The 13,771-nt window shown below is 44.2% G+C and carries 10 protein-coding genes; 5 read left to right on the top strand and 5 right to left on the bottom strand.

All coding sequences use genetic code 11. The features are described 5' to 3' along the window. The first annotated feature begins 60 nt into the window (after positions 1-60). Positions 61-1,395 (top strand): NCS2 family permease, encoded by a 1,335-nt coding sequence (locus AACS90_RS08915; protein ID WP_099120349.1) that lies wholly within the window; start codon positions 61-63, stop codon positions 1,393-1,395. 101 nt (positions 1,396-1,496) lie between these two features. Here AACS90_RS08915 and AACS90_RS08910 read toward each other — a convergent pair whose 3' ends face one another. After that, positions 1,497-2,963 carry a glycosyltransferase family 39 protein gene (locus tag AACS90_RS08910; protein WP_099120348.1) on the bottom strand — a complete coding sequence of 489 codons (1,467 nt, stop codon included), beginning with the start codon at positions 2,961-2,963 and terminating at the stop codon, positions 1,497-1,499. A gap of 147 nt (positions 2,964-3,110) precedes the next feature. Here AACS90_RS08910 and yihI point away from each other — a divergent pair, with 147 nt between their 5' ends. Both yihI and hemN read left to right on the top strand, forming a co-directional pair. Further along, a complete protein-coding gene (gene yihI, locus AACS90_RS08905; protein WP_099120462.1) occupies positions 3,111-3,626 on the top strand; it encodes a Der GTPase-activating protein YihI in 516 nt (171 codons plus the stop codon). A 283-nt stretch (positions 3,627-3,909) separates the two neighbouring features. Next, on the top strand, positions 3,910-5,283 hold the full coding sequence (gene hemN / locus AACS90_RS08900) for an oxygen-independent coproporphyrinogen III oxidase (RefSeq protein WP_099120347.1): 1,374 nt from the start codon (positions 3,910-3,912) through the stop codon (positions 5,281-5,283). 104 nt (positions 5,284-5,387) lie between these two features. Here hemN and AACS90_RS08895 read toward each other — a convergent pair whose 3' ends face one another. The 4 genes from AACS90_RS08895 to glnA form a co-directional block, all read right to left on the bottom strand. Beyond that, on the bottom strand, positions 5,388-6,065 hold the full coding sequence (locus tag AACS90_RS08895; RefSeq protein WP_099120346.1) for a hypothetical protein: 678 nt from the start codon (positions 6,063-6,065) through the stop codon (positions 5,388-5,390). 170 nt (positions 6,066-6,235) lie between these two features. Further along, positions 6,236-7,666, bottom strand: coding sequence for a nitrogen regulation protein NR(I) (gene glnG / locus AACS90_RS08890; RefSeq protein ID WP_099120345.1), 1,431 nt, complete (start codon positions 7,664-7,666; stop codon positions 6,236-6,238). An 8-nt stretch (positions 7,667-7,674) separates the two neighbouring features. Then, a complete protein-coding gene (gene glnL, locus AACS90_RS08885; RefSeq protein WP_193757116.1) occupies positions 7,675-8,724 on the bottom strand; it encodes a nitrogen regulation protein NR(II) in 1,050 nt (349 codons plus the stop codon). A gap of 174 nt (positions 8,725-8,898) precedes the next feature. Then, positions 8,899-10,308, bottom strand: a complete 1,410-nt coding sequence (gene glnA / locus AACS90_RS08880) for a glutamate--ammonia ligase (protein ID WP_099120343.1) — start codon at positions 10,306-10,308, stop codon at positions 8,899-8,901. A 565-nt stretch (positions 10,309-10,873) separates the two neighbouring features. On the opposite strand from glnA, the gene typA reads away from it, so the two are divergent. Together typA and yihX are read left to right on the top strand one after the other, a co-directional pair. After that, positions 10,874-12,697, top strand: coding sequence for a ribosome-dependent GTPase TypA (gene typA / locus AACS90_RS08875; protein ID WP_099120342.1), 1,824 nt, complete (start codon positions 10,874-10,876; stop codon positions 12,695-12,697). A gap of 240 nt (positions 12,698-12,937) precedes the next feature. Beyond that, on the top strand, positions 12,938-13,555 hold the full coding sequence (gene yihX, locus AACS90_RS08870) for a glucose-1-phosphatase (protein ID WP_099120341.1): 618 nt from the start codon (positions 12,938-12,940) through the stop codon (positions 13,553-13,555). Positions 13,556-13,771: the final 216 nt, after the last annotated feature.

The raw sequence follows: 13,771 nt of genomic DNA, 5'->3' as shown, positions 1-13,771 counted from the left end.
TTTATTTTGATTTCCTGTAGGATGAATCGAAAACTTCATCTGTTTAGGAATAAAACATTAATGAGTACACTCAATTCAGGCTCTGCAAATAGTCAGGGCTTACTTCAGCGCGTGTTTAAACTGGAAGAGCATGGAACAACAGTTCGCACCGAGATGATTGCGGGGCTGACGACCTTTCTGACGATGGTTTATATCGTCTTCGTGAACCCACAAATTCTGTCTGTTGCCGGAATGGATATTAAAGCTGTATTTGTCACAACCTGCTTAATTGCCGCACTTGGCAGCATTATGATGGGAATAGTGGCTAATTTACCTGTTGCGGTTGCGCCTGCTATGGGTCTGAATGCATTTTTTGCCTTCGTTGTTGTTGGTGCTATGGGTGTTTCGTGGCAGGTTGCGATGGGCGCAATTTTCTGGGGTGCTGTAGGGCTGCTGATCCTGACGATTTTCCGCATCCGTTACTGGATGATAGCGAATATCCCCGTGGGGTTACGGGTCGGTATCACTAGCGGTATCGGGCTTTTTATTGCCATGATGGGGCTGAAAAATGCCGGTATTATTGTACCGAATCCAGATACGATCGTTTCTATTGGTAACTTTACTGCTCATAACGTCCTGCTGGGCGCTTTGGGCTTTTTTATCATTGCTATTTTAGCAGCCCGTAATTTCCATGCCGCAGTATTGCTGTCCATCGTAATAACGACGGGGATCGGGTTTATGCTGGGATATGTGGAATATCAGGGTATTTTTGATTTGCCACCCAGTGTCATGAGCGTTGTCGGGCAGGTAGATGTGAAGGGTGCGCTGGATATCGCATTAGTCGGGATTATCTTTTCTTTTATGTTGGTGAACCTGTTTGATTCATCCGGTACGCTGATTGGTGTGACCGATAAAGCAGGCCTTGCTGACAGTAACGGTAAATTTCCGCAGATGAAGCAGGCTCTGTATGTTGACAGCATCAGCTCAGTGGCAGGTTCTTACATCGGTACTTCTTCGGTAACCGCTTTTGTGGAAAGTTCTTCAGGTGTCTCAGTGGGTGGCCGCACTGGATTAACTGCTGTAGTCGTTGGTATTTTGTTCCTGCTGGTGATGTTTATTTCTCCACTGGCCAGTATGGTTCCGGCTTATGCTACGGCGGGTGCGCTGGTTTATGTCGGCGTTTTGATGACATCCAGCCTGACACGGGTGAAATGGGATGATCTGACGGAATCCGTTCCGGCATTTATCACCGCTGTTATGATGCCATTCAGCTTCTCAATTACTGAAGGTATTGCACTGGGCTTTATGGCTTATTGCGTGATGAAACTGGGAACAGGAAAATGGCGGGAGATAGGCCCGTGCGTTATTGTTGTCACGTTGCTGTTTGTGCTGAAAATGGTATTTGTCGATGCTTGATAATTATAATCTCAGCTAAACTGAGTACCGAGCAATATAAAAAAGCCTGATGAATCAGGCTTTTTTATGGAAATTATATGGAATATTTTTCTAAAAGAAGATTAATGGCGGCTTTCTGGTGCAATAAAACCGATGCAAATTACTTCAGATTCCGCGCCGGGCTGTGCCTGAAAAGTGAAATCTTCCTTATGGCTGAGAGTTAATGCAGGCCATGTCGCCAATGTGGACCGGAAATGCTCCTGTGAACAATTCTTTCCTCTTTTTCCCACCAGTAACGCTCCATATTTGACAATATCACTCTCTTTTATATGGCGATTATAAATATTGGGCGGCGCACCGTTACCGGTTTCCCACGGCTGTATGGTTTGGGGGCGATAGTGACTGTAGAACGTCAGCCATTGATGCAGGTATTCACCTCCAACATAATGTAATGGTGTTGAATACAATTCTTCCCAGCGCTGATCCAGCTGGCTGGAAAAGATTTTTATCCCTGCAAATTTTTCTCCCGCACCACGGACATTTGTCATCATAATACTGGCATAGGCAATGAGAACTACGACAGCAAACACAGCCAGACCTCGCAGCGTCCCCGTTAAGGATTTATGAGGGTTTACAGTTATCGAGCCGACTAGCAGCGCTGGAGCTACTGCCATGAAAGGCTGGAGCCATTCAGTCATTCGCCCGCCTTCATTGAAGGAAAACCAGCCATAAATAATCAGCAGAGGCAGCAGAATGACAATATTGGTCAGTTGATTCGATTGCTGTTTTGGCCAGCCAATTTTTCCGCCTAATAGATAAATAATGGCACTGACGATAATGAGAGGATAGAAAACTGAAAACAGAGAGCGTGTGGTGTGCAGATTAAATCCGTGCTTGATTTGCGAGTCTACCCATTTGAAGGCAGAAAAGTCGTTATTTGCCAGCCACCAGATATTGGGTAATACCAACATCAGCCATAGCGCGAGCGCCAGATAAAACAGTGGCTGCCGATAATGTCGCCGTACTTTGGGAACAAACAGGGAAAGTAAAAAGACTGAGCCAACAATCGAGAGTGAAGAGTACTTACTCATTGTTGCCAGCCCTGTAGCTAACGCGAACGCCAGCCACCATTTGGGATGATCATCGATGGCCTTCAGGAAGAACAATAGTGACCACGACCACAACATTACCAACAGATAATTGTCATTATACGGAATGATATCGAAATTGATGATGCCAGACAGATTGAGAGTCAGCATAGCCAGCCATGCCAGTTCAGTTTTGCCTGTTAAGCGCAAAGCAAGCTGCCAGACACCCATCATACCTACAGCAATGGCAGCAAAATGGATGAAATACCAATAAAAACTGAGAGAAATATGGCTGATATGAATAGCTGGTAACATTACAACACCCACCAGCCATGGGTTTTTCGGGGAACCCCATTCACCGTTTATGCCCCAGTTCAGGGCTTCTAAAGCATCATAGGGAACAGTCGGATCAAGGTAATAACTTACTAACATCCATAAGACAGCATAACCAATACACCAAAGATACAATGAAGTTCTATAAGAAATATCAAAGAAACGCATAGTTGCTAAGGCTTATATTATTTGAGTTAAGGTAACTCAAAATAGTAGCTGAACTTGAAAGAATAAGTGAATGACATTGGATGTTATATGTGGATTCTGTTAGATTCCGCCGAAAATATCTTGATAACACGAGTTGAGTCACACGCTATGAATCAGTTAAAGAAAAAATCCCCTGCAAGAGCCTCTGCGGGTAAGCACAAAAGAAAAAGCCGTGAAGAATTAAACGCAGAAGGGCGCGAGCGTAAGCGCCAGAAAAAACATCGTGGTAATCCATCCGGTAATCGCCATCAGGAAAGTAACCAGAAAAAACAAACTGGTGCTAAACAAGAGAAGGATCCTCGTATCGGGAGTAAAGTCGCGGTTCCGTTGATTGTTGGTGAAAAAGCAGTCGCTAAGCCAGTCGTAAAACAGCCTAAAGCGCTAGAAAAACCTCGCTTGTCAGCGCGGGAAGAGCTGGAAATGCTGGAAAATGATGAACGTCTGGATGATTTGCTGGCACGTCTTGAGCAGGGTGAAAACCTTTCCGAAGAAGATAATGTCTATGTCGATAAAATGCTCGACCGCATTGATGTTCTGATGGAAGAGCTGGGTATTGATCTGGAAGAGGACGACAGCGAAGAAGAAAAACAAGACGACATTATGCAGTTGCTGAAAGGTAAATAATTCCCGAAGGTTAACAGCTCTGAATAGCTAGCCATTCATGCATAAATTATCTTGATCATCAAAGGCGGTATACATTCGTTTTTCAGGTTGCCTCTTTGTTGACTGCGCTCGTTCACCCCGGTCACATAGTTATCTATGTCCCCGGGGACTTACTCTCTCGCCGCTGCGACTCATCTTGAAATTCATTGTGTATATACCCATACTTTTAATATGGTATTTGCTGTGCTGATTGGGTAAACTATAGCAGCCCATTTGATAGGCCAGAACAGCGGAAGAGATAAGCATGTCAGAGCAAGCCATTGTCTGGGATCTGCCTTTGATCCAAAAATATAATTATTCAGGGCCTCGTTATACTTCATACCCAACAGCGCTGGAGTTTAACCAGCAGTATGATAATGCAGCGTTTATACAGGCCGCAGCGCGTTACCCTGAGCGTCCTCTTTCCCTTTATATTCATATCCCGTTTTGCCACAAGCTTTGTTATTTCTGCGGCTGCAATAAGCTGGTTACGCGGCAGAAACATAAGGCGGATGATTATCTGGCTGTTCTGGAACAAGAGATAGCAACAAGAGCAAAGTTATTTCCTCATCGGAAAGTCAGTCAGATGCATTGGGGTGGAGGAACGCCGACGTATCTCGATAAGGTGCAGATTAGCCGATTGATGTCGATGTTGCGTAGTCACTTCTGTTTTCTGCCCGAGGCTGAAATTTCCATTGAAATTGATCCGCGTGAAATTGAGCTGGATGTCATTGATCATCTGCGCAATGAGGGTTTTAACCGGCTGAGTATGGGGGTGCAGGATTTCGATAAGGAAGTTCAGTGTCTGGTCAATCGTGAACAGGACGAGGATTTTATCTTCGAACTGGTCAATCGTGCCCGCGAGACGGGTTTTACATCAACCAGTATTGATTTGATTTATGGTCTACCCAAGCAGACACCGGAAAGTTTTGCTTTCACATTGCAGCGTGTACTGGCGTTATCGCCGGATCGTCTGAGTGTGTTCAATTATGCTCACATGCCGAATTTGTTTGCAGCACAACGCAAAATTAAAGAGAGTGATTTACCGAGTGCGGCACAGAAACTGGATATTTTGCAGCAAACTGTCGCGACTTTAACAGGTAACGGCTATCAGTTTATTGGCATGGATCACTTCGCTCGCCCTGATGATGAATTAGCGGTTGCCCAAAGAGAAGGTGTACTGCATCGCAATTTTCAGGGATACACCACCCAAGGTGAGTGTGACTTATTGGGCATAGGCGTTTCGGCTATCAGTATGTTGGGCGACTGTTATGTACAGAACCAAAAAGATCTCAAAACCTACTATGCTGGGGTAAACACACAGGGGCATGCGTTATGGCGGGGTTTAGCGCTGACGCAAGATGATTGCATCCGTCGTGATGTGATCAAGGCACTGATTTGTAACTTCCGGTTAAATTTTGCTGATATTGAACGCGTTTATGGCGTGAGTTTCACCGATTATTTCGCCGAAGATCTGCAATTATTGGCACCGTTGGCGCAAGACGGTCTGGTTGAAGTGAGTGAAAAGCAGATTCGGGTATCACCAAAAGGGCGTTTATTAATCCGGAATATTTGCATGTGTTTTGATCATTACCTGCGTAACCAAATGCGCCAGCGGCAGTTTTCACGGGTGATATGAATTTTAGGAAAGAGATGAACATGCTGATTATTTTAGCACGTTCTTCTCGTTATTTAAAATAAATGGTCAAGGAATATTTATGACAATTAATAGGTCACATTTAGTTATTCAATTGTTCTTTTTTTATCCCTTATATTTTTGCGTTTTTTTAATTTTAGCTCTCTTGAATATTCTCTTAATTCTTTTTTGTTAAATCCTTGTATTTTTTTTAATTCCCTTTTGAAAGTAATGTTTCCAATTCTGATATATATTCTGGATAATATAAATCCAGCGTAATATTGACTGTTTAATATGAATTTGATTAATATGCAGCATAATGTTATGAAAAAAAAGTAAATATAATCATGATTGTTAATGAATTTTAAATAACAAATAAATAAACTGGAAAAGAATATGATCGTGTTTAAATTCTTTTGGATAATGATGCCATAATAAAACCCACTCAAAGTAAAACTAACACTGAAAAATGTAATTGTCATTCCTAAAATTAATGATGAAATGAAAGATACTGATTTTATCTTATCATTCGGATTGTCTGTTAAAAAATCAGGTATTATTTTAGTAAGACCGAAGAAAAAAGAGAGGTGAATTAATATGACAAAAAGAAAGACAAGTACTATCTTAAATCTAACAGGGAAATAAAAATACCTTTTATAACTTTGATCATCTAAAGTTATATTTTCCAATTCTGGATCGGATTTTTTCAGTTTTTCTTCTAACTCTTTCGTTTCATTTAAGAGTTTTTTAAATCCCACATTAAAAATAAATTCTTTTGTTTTCATGGTATTGCTTTCTTAATGTATAGAGTTATTAAAATCACTTTGGTAAATAACTTGCTGGATTTTCATAAGTTATAGAATGAATAGTACCAATAATATATTTACCTGATGTAATTATATTTTCTGGATTTCGGATTGTCCCTGACATTCCACTACCAATATTCAGAACATAATCACTCCAACCCCAATTCCTTCAATTTCCGGGTTATTGTATTTCTTCCCCAGCCAAGTAAACGGGCTGCTTCCTGCTTATGTCCATTAGTATGCGTTAATGCGCAGTTAAGTAAGGTACGCTCCAATAATGGTAACGCGTCAGAAAGAAGATCCGCCTTGCCGGCTTGTAAGGCATTTTCTGCCCATGTCGCTAATTGTTGTGACCATTCTTCTGATGCTGAAAAACCGGAAACAGGAACATTATCTGTTTGCTCAACGGGCTGACTTTCAATTAAATCAGTTGGTAGATCCTGTACCAGAATTTCTTTACTGACAGCCATCACCGTCAGCCAGCGGCAGACATTTTCCAGCTGACGGACATTCCCGGACCATGATAGATTCATCAGGGCTTTTTCGGTATCGGGATGCAGTACTTTAGCCTCAATTCCCAGCTCTTTAGCGGTCTGTTGCAGGAAATGTTGGGCGATGCGGGGAATATCTTCCACACGATCCCGTAATGGAGGGAGCTGCAAGCGAATGACATTCAGGCGATGGTAAAGGTCTTCTCTGAACTTACCTTCTTCGACCCGTTGTTCAAGGTTCTGATGAGTGGCGGCAATAATACGGACATCAACTTTTACCGGTGCATAGCCGCCAACCCGATAAAACTGCCCTTCTGCCAGAACCCGTAACAGGCGCGTCTGGATATCCAGTGGCATATCGCCGATTTCGTCCAGAAATAGTGAACCGCCATTGGCTTGTTCGAAGCGCCCATGACGAACCTGATTAGCTCCGGTGAAAGCCCCTTTTTCATGGCCGAATAACTCTGATTCAATTAAATCTTTTGGGATCGCCGCCATGTTCAGGGCAATAAAAGGCGCGGAGGCTCTTGGGCTATGGCGATGCAGGGCATGAGCTACCAGCTCTTTTCCTGTTCCTGATTCACCATTGATTAACACGCTGATGGAAGAGCGGGAAAGTCGTCCGATAATCCGGTATACCTCCTGCATGGCAGGAGCCTCTCCGATTATTTCAGAAACCGATGAGGCTATTTTCGGGCTGCGGGAAGTTTGTTGTTGTTCACGTGAATGGCTTAATGCCCGTTCAACCAGTGCGACCGTTTCATCGATATCAAACGGCTTTGGCAGATAATCGAATGCTCCGTGCTGATAGGCGCTGACAGCTGCATCTAAATCAGAATGGGCGGTCATAATGATGACCGGAAGCTGGGGGTGATTCTGCCTGATTTGATTGAGTAAACTTAACCCATCGAGCCCCGGCATGCGGATGTCTGACAGCAATACTTCAGGGCTGTTTTGTGATAATGCAGCCAATACGGAATCTGCATTTTCAAAACTGACACAATCCATACCTGCGCCGCTCAGCGCCCGTTCAAGTACCCAGCGGATAGAACTGTCGTCATCAACGATCCAGATTTTTCCTCGTTGCATGATATCCCCTATTTCTTGATAGGCAGGTAAATGGAAAATTCCGTATGCCCCGGCCAGCTAGTAAATTCGATTTTTCCAGTGTGCTGATCAATCAGGTTTCGGACAATAGATAACCCAAGCCCGGTTCCGCCTTCATGCCCACTCACCATTGGATAAAATAGCATATCCTGAATATTCGGAGGAATGCCCGGCCCATTATCTTCAATATCAATCCGGGCTGCCAAGCGGTAACGTTCACCGTGCAAGGTAATCTGGAAGGCGGTTCGGGTACGTAAAGTAATAGTGCCTTTTTGATCACCCAATGCCTGTAGCGCATTGCGGGTGATGTTTAATAAAACCTGCTCAATCTGATCAGGGTAATGAGACAGCTCCGGCAGGCTGGGGTCGTAATCTTTGACCAGAGTAATATTACTGGGCATTTCCAGTGATACCAACTGATAAACCCGCTCGACAACATGGTGGATACTCTGGCTAATCTGAGCCCCCGGATGTTGAGGCCCTAATAATCGATCGACGAGAGTACGAAGCCTGTCAGCCTGTTCAATAATGACTTGTGTATATTCCCGCAAAGAGGGATCCGGCAATGTTTTTGCCAGTAATTGAGCCGCTCCCCGTAAACCACCCAGCGGATTTTTAATTTCATGTGCCAGCCCCCGAACCAATTCCCGTGCAGCTATCTGCTGTGCCTGTTGTATCTGCTCTTGGCTTAAACGTCGCTGACTATCCATAGGAGCGAGTTCCAGCAGAATAAACTGTTCGGAAATTGGCTGGGCACTGAGCGACATAACATGCGAGTGATTATTGATCACCAATATCACTTCGTTATCTGTAAAACCATGCCCGCGTATCAGGCTGGATCGCATAAATTCCGTATCCAGCGAGATATAGCTGAATAAAACCGGAAGCGGAGTGCCGAATAATTTACGTGTACTTTGTGCCAGAAGTTGCATAGCGGAATGATTGGCATAGTGGATAATCAAATCGTTATCCAGCACTAATACACTATTTATCAATGAATCAAGAATTTGTTCTGCTTTGGGAAAATCAGCCATTGCCATTCAACCTTTGCACTTTTTTGGTGCATTGTATCTTATTTAATCATAAATTGAGTACCCCTCTTTATATCTGAGATATCGGAGGGAAAGGTCAGAAGGAAAAGGACCCATTCGAAAATGGGCCAAAAGTTTCACGGCAACAAAACTAATCAAGAACGGCAGTAACGCTTTGAAGCATTACACGCTGTAATACAGTTCAAACTCCAGAGGGTGTGGTGTCATGCGGACGCGTTCAATTTCACCAGTCAGTACACCGATATAAGCATCAATTGCATCATCAGTGAAAACACCGCCGCGTGTCAGGAATTCACGGTCTGCATCCAGAGCAGCCAGTGCTTCTTCCAAAGAAGAGGCCACAGTTGGGATTTCTTGTGCTTCTTCGGCTGGCAGGTCATACAGGTTTTTATCCATTGAATCACCCGGATGTATTTTATTGATGATCCCATCAAGACCCGCCATCAGCAGAGCTGAGAACGCCAGATAAGGGTTTGCAGCCGGATCAGGGAAGCGGACTTCAATCCGACGGGCTTTACTGCTGGCAACAACCGGAATACGGATAGAAGCTGAGCGGTTACGGGCAGAATAGGCCAGCATCACTGGAGCTTCAAAACCCGGCACCAGACGTTTGTATGAGTTGGTGGTTGGATTGGTAAAGGCATTCAGGGCACGGGCATGTTTGATAATACCGCCGATATAATAAAGTGCCATTTCGGACAAACCACCGTATTTGTCTCCTGCGAACAGGTTAACACCACCTTTGGACAGTGACATATGACAGTGCATGCCTGAACCGTTATCCCCAACTAATGGTTTCGGCATAAATGTGGCGGTTTTACCGAAAGCATGGGCGACATTATGTACAACATATTTGTAAATCTGGGTTTCATCCGCTTTTTTGGTCATGGTATTGAAGCGGGTGGCGACTTCGTTCTGGCCTGCGGTTGCAACTTCATGGTGATGAGCCTCCACAACCAGCCCCATCTCTTCCATCGTCAGACACATAGCTGAGCGCAGATCCTGAGAAGAGTCTACCGGGGGAACCGGGAAATAGCCGCCTTTGATACCGGGACGATGGCCTTTGTTACCACCTTCGTAGCGCGTTCCGCTGTTCCATGCCGCTTCGGTATCATCAATATGGTAATAAGAGCCTGAAATAGAGCTGCCGAAACGAACATCATCGAACAGGAAAAATTCTGGCTCTGGCCCGAATAGAACTGTGTCAGCAATATCACTGGAACGCAGGAAATCTTCTGCACGTTTTGCAATGGAACGGGGGTCACGACCATAACCCTGCATGGTGCCGGGTTCCAGAATATCGCAACGAATAATCAGAGTGGCATCATCAAAGAAAGGATCAAGCATGGCTGTAGAAGGGTCGGGCATTAACACCATGTCAGATTCATTGATACCTTTCCAGCCCTTGATAGATGAACCGTCAAACATTTTACCATCTTCGAAGAAGTCTTCATCAATCTGGTGGGCAGGAATAGTGATGTGCTGTTCTTTACCTTTAGTGTCAGTAAAACGTAAGTCAATAAACTTCACCTGATGTTCTTCAATCATGGATAAAACATGTTCAACGGACATACTAAGTTCTCCTGGTTTACGTCAGCCGGATGCGTTGTCAGAAACGCCGCCTTTATCTTAAGCAGCTGATGCTGTCTTTGTATACAGACAATTCGTGGCAATTTTCAATGCTAAACTCTAATGTGAAAACTAATGCGAAAAGCGTGCCAATTTTTAAAAAAGCTTTAATCCTGATATATCCGTACATAACTGGAGAAAAATTATAGAGAATTGATAGAAAGGGCGAGGAATTTTCGAGGGTTTTTGCACTTAATTGGTGCATTGGGGTAAAGCACTGCACTGTTATGGTGAATTGCCGGAGCCGCTATAAAATATAGGTGAATTACTATAATTGTGATTGTTATCACGGTTGTTATCATGATGGTTATTAATGTTATTTCAGGTTATGTCGTGTTTATATGCAAAAAAACAGATAAACTTCAAAAGTGATGCGTCTCACATTTATTTCACTCTGTGGTTATAACGTGTAAAATAGCACCATATTTGTGTTGAATGAGGGTAGCATCGCACCCTGCATGCTGTACCCATTTAATATTTCTTCAAATAGCTAAAACGGTAAAAATACTTGTCAATTAATAATTTAAGAAACATTGCCATTATCGCTCACGTTGACCATGGCAAAACAACGCTGGTTGATAAACTCTTACAGCAATCCGGTACATTTGGTGAACGTGCTGCAACAGCTGAGCGTGTGATGGATTCCAATGATCTGGAAAAAGAACGTGGTATCACCATCCTTGCAAAAAATACTGCCATCAAATGGAATGACTACCGTATCAATATCGTGGATACCCCAGGCCACGCCGACTTCGGTGGCGAAGTAGAGCGTGTAATGTCAATGGTCGACAGTGTTTTACTGCTGGTCGATGCGATGGATGGCCCGATGCCACAGACTCGCTTCGTAACCCAGAAAGCCTTCGCTCATGGTTTGAAGCCAATCGTTGTTATCAACAAAGTTGACCGTCCGGGCGCGCGTCCTGACTGGGTTGTTGATCAGGTATTTGACCTGTTCGTAAACCTGGGTGCAACTGATGAGCAGCTGGATTTCCCTATCGTTTATGCTTCTGCATTGATGGGTATCGCAGGCAACGAGCATACTGAGATGGCAGAAGATATGACTCCGCTGTATCAGGCAATCGTTGAGCATGTTGAGCCACCTAAAGTTGATCTGGATGGCCCGTTCCAGATGCAGATTTCCCAGCTGGACTACAACAACTACGTGGGTGTTATCGGTATCGGCCGTATTAAGCGCGGAACCGTAAAACCAAACCAGAACATCACGCTTATCGATAGCGAAGGTAAAACTCGTAACGGTAAAGTTGGTAAAGTATTCAGCCATTTGGGTCTGGATCGTATCGAGTCAGATAAAGTTGAAGCGGGCGACATCATCGCGATTACCGGTCTGGGCGATCTGAACATCTCTGACACGCTGTGTGAAGTTAATGCTGTTGAAGCTCTGCCAGCGCTGGCTGTTGATGAGCCTACCGTTAGCATGTACTTTTGTGTTAACACTTCACCTTTCTGTGGTCGTGAAGGTAAATACGTAACATCCCGCCAGATCCTTGATCGTCTGAGAAAAGAACTGGTTCATAACGTGGCTCTGCGCGTTGAAGAAACGGAAGATCCAGATGCTTTCCGTGTTTCCGGTCGTGGTGAATTGCACCTTTCTGTTCTGATTGAAAACATGCGTCGTGAAGGCTTCGAGATGGGAGTTTCTCGTCCGAAAGTTATTTTCCGTGAAATTGATGGCCGTAAGCAGGAACCTTTTGAACAGGTAACTCTGGATATCGAAGAGCAGCATCAGGGTGATGTGATGCAGGCACTGGGTGAACGTAAAGGTGAGATGCGTGATATGCTGCCAGATGGCAAAGGTCGCGTACGTCTGGATTACGTTATTCCAAGCCGTGGTCTGATTGGCTTCCGTACTGAATTCATGACTATGACTTCCGGTACAGGTCTGCTGTATGCAACATTCAGCCACTATGATGACATCCGTCCGGGTGAAATTGGCCGTCGTCAGAACGGTGTACTGATTTCCAACGGTCAGGGTAAAGCGGTTGCTTATGCTCTGTATGGTTTGCAGGAGCGCGGTAAGCTGTTCCTTGGTCATGGTACAGAAGTTTATGAAGGCCAGATCATCGGTATTCACTCCCGCTCTAATGACCTGACAGTAAACTGTCTGACAGGTAAAAAGCTGACCAACGTTCGTGCTTCAGGTACTGATGAAGCGACAACCTTGTCTCCGCATATCAAGAAAACACTGGAGCAGGCACTGGAGTTTATTGATGATGACGAACTGGTAGAAGTGACTCCTGAGTCAATTCGTCTGCGTAAACGCCACCTGACTGAGAATGAGCGTCGCCGCGCAAGCCGTAGCAAAGAAGCTTAATTTCTCCCGATAGCTTAGGGTGCTTCGGCACCCTGAGTTTCATGACCTGCTTAATCCGAACTCTTCTATCAATAACCTGCCAGTCTTGCAACCTCACTCAATTTCTTATTTTTCAACTAAGATTGATTCTTTGTGTGGGTTGATTATCAGCGTAATTTGTCTATTTTTTGTCGCTTCACCTTTTTTCTTGATGACATTATGATAAAAGTACAAAACGATATACCTCAGTCAGGAGGGAGTATGCTGTATATTTTCGATATGGGTAATGTGATTATTGATATTGATTTTAGAAGGGTACTGGCGGTTTGGAGTAACCTGAGCGGGACACCACTTGCAATTCTGGCTCCCAAATTTGCTCTGGGCGAAGCATTTGAAAAGCACGAGTGTGGCCAAATTACAGATGCAGAATTTGCCGAAACGCTATGCGATGAAATGGAGGTTTCTCTTAGCTTTGAGCAGTTTTCTGAAGGCTGGAATGCGATTTTCGTTGGTGTCAGGCAGGAAGTTATTGCGTTGATGAATAAACTGCGTGAGCAAGGGCATCGGGTTGTGGTGTTATCCAACACAAATAACCTACATTTTCAGTATTGGCCGCAACAATACCCTGAAGTCACTACATCAGCAGATCATTTATACCTGTCTCAGGATCTGGGGATACGTAAACCTAATCAGGACATCTTTAAATATTTACTGGAAAAAGAAGGTGTAGCTGCTGAGCAGGCGGTTTTTTTTGATGATGTTCAGGAAAATGTTGAAGCAGCCAAAAGATTAGGCTTCAATGCTATTCATGTAAGCGGCAGGGATACTATCCCGGATTATTTTAAGACACATGACTTTTCACCTCTCACCGTAACATAATTTCTGATCTTCATGTATACCCAATGGATTTCGAGTTGCATCGCGGCGGCAAGGGAGGGAATCCCCAAGAGCATAGATAACCGTATGTTTATAAAAACGGTGACTGGGGTGAGCGAGCGTAGCCAACAAAGAGGCAACTTGAAAGACGAAGGGTATAACATTCAACAAGTTCTAAATAGGGTGGCATCTTGGCAAGCGAGGCTCCACCCTTACAGG

Source organism: Xenorhabdus sp. KK7.4, assembly GCF_963876465.1.
GTDB lineage: Bacteria > Pseudomonadota > Gammaproteobacteria > Enterobacterales > Enterobacteriaceae > Xenorhabdus > Xenorhabdus stockiae.
Note: the sequence above shows the minus strand (reverse complement) of the source record. Positions and strands in the feature narration are given on the sequence as shown.

Excerpts from the sequence above, each read along its gene's own strand:
- AACS90_RS08915 (WP_099120349.1), top strand. The coding sequence starts at position 61 with ATGAGTACACTCAATTCAGGCTCTGCAAATAGTCAGGGCTTACTTCAG.
- AACS90_RS08910 (WP_099120348.1), bottom strand. The coding sequence starts at position 2,963 with ATGCGTTTCTTTGATATTTCTTATAGAACTTCATTGTATCTTTGGTGT.
- yihI (WP_099120462.1), top strand. The coding sequence starts at position 3,111 with ATGAATCAGTTAAAGAAAAAATCCCCTGCAAGAGCCTCTGCGGGTAAG.
- hemN (WP_099120347.1), top strand. The coding sequence starts at position 3,910 with ATGTCAGAGCAAGCCATTGTCTGGGATCTGCCTTTGATCCAAAAATAT.
- AACS90_RS08895 (WP_099120346.1), bottom strand. The coding sequence starts at position 6,065 with ATGAAAACAAAAGAATTTATTTTTAATGTGGGATTTAAAAAACTCTTA.
- glnG (WP_099120345.1), bottom strand. The coding sequence starts at position 7,666 with ATGCAACGAGGAAAAATCTGGATCGTTGATGACGACAGTTCTATCCGC.
- glnL (WP_193757116.1), bottom strand. The coding sequence starts at position 8,724 with ATGGCAATGGCTGATTTTCCCAAAGCAGAACAAATTCTTGATTCATTG.
- glnA (WP_099120343.1), bottom strand. The coding sequence starts at position 10,308 with ATGTCCGTTGAACATGTTTTATCCATGATTGAAGAACATCAGGTGAAG.
- yihX (WP_099120341.1), top strand. The coding sequence starts at position 12,938 with ATGCTGTATATTTTCGATATGGGTAATGTGATTATTGATATTGATTTT.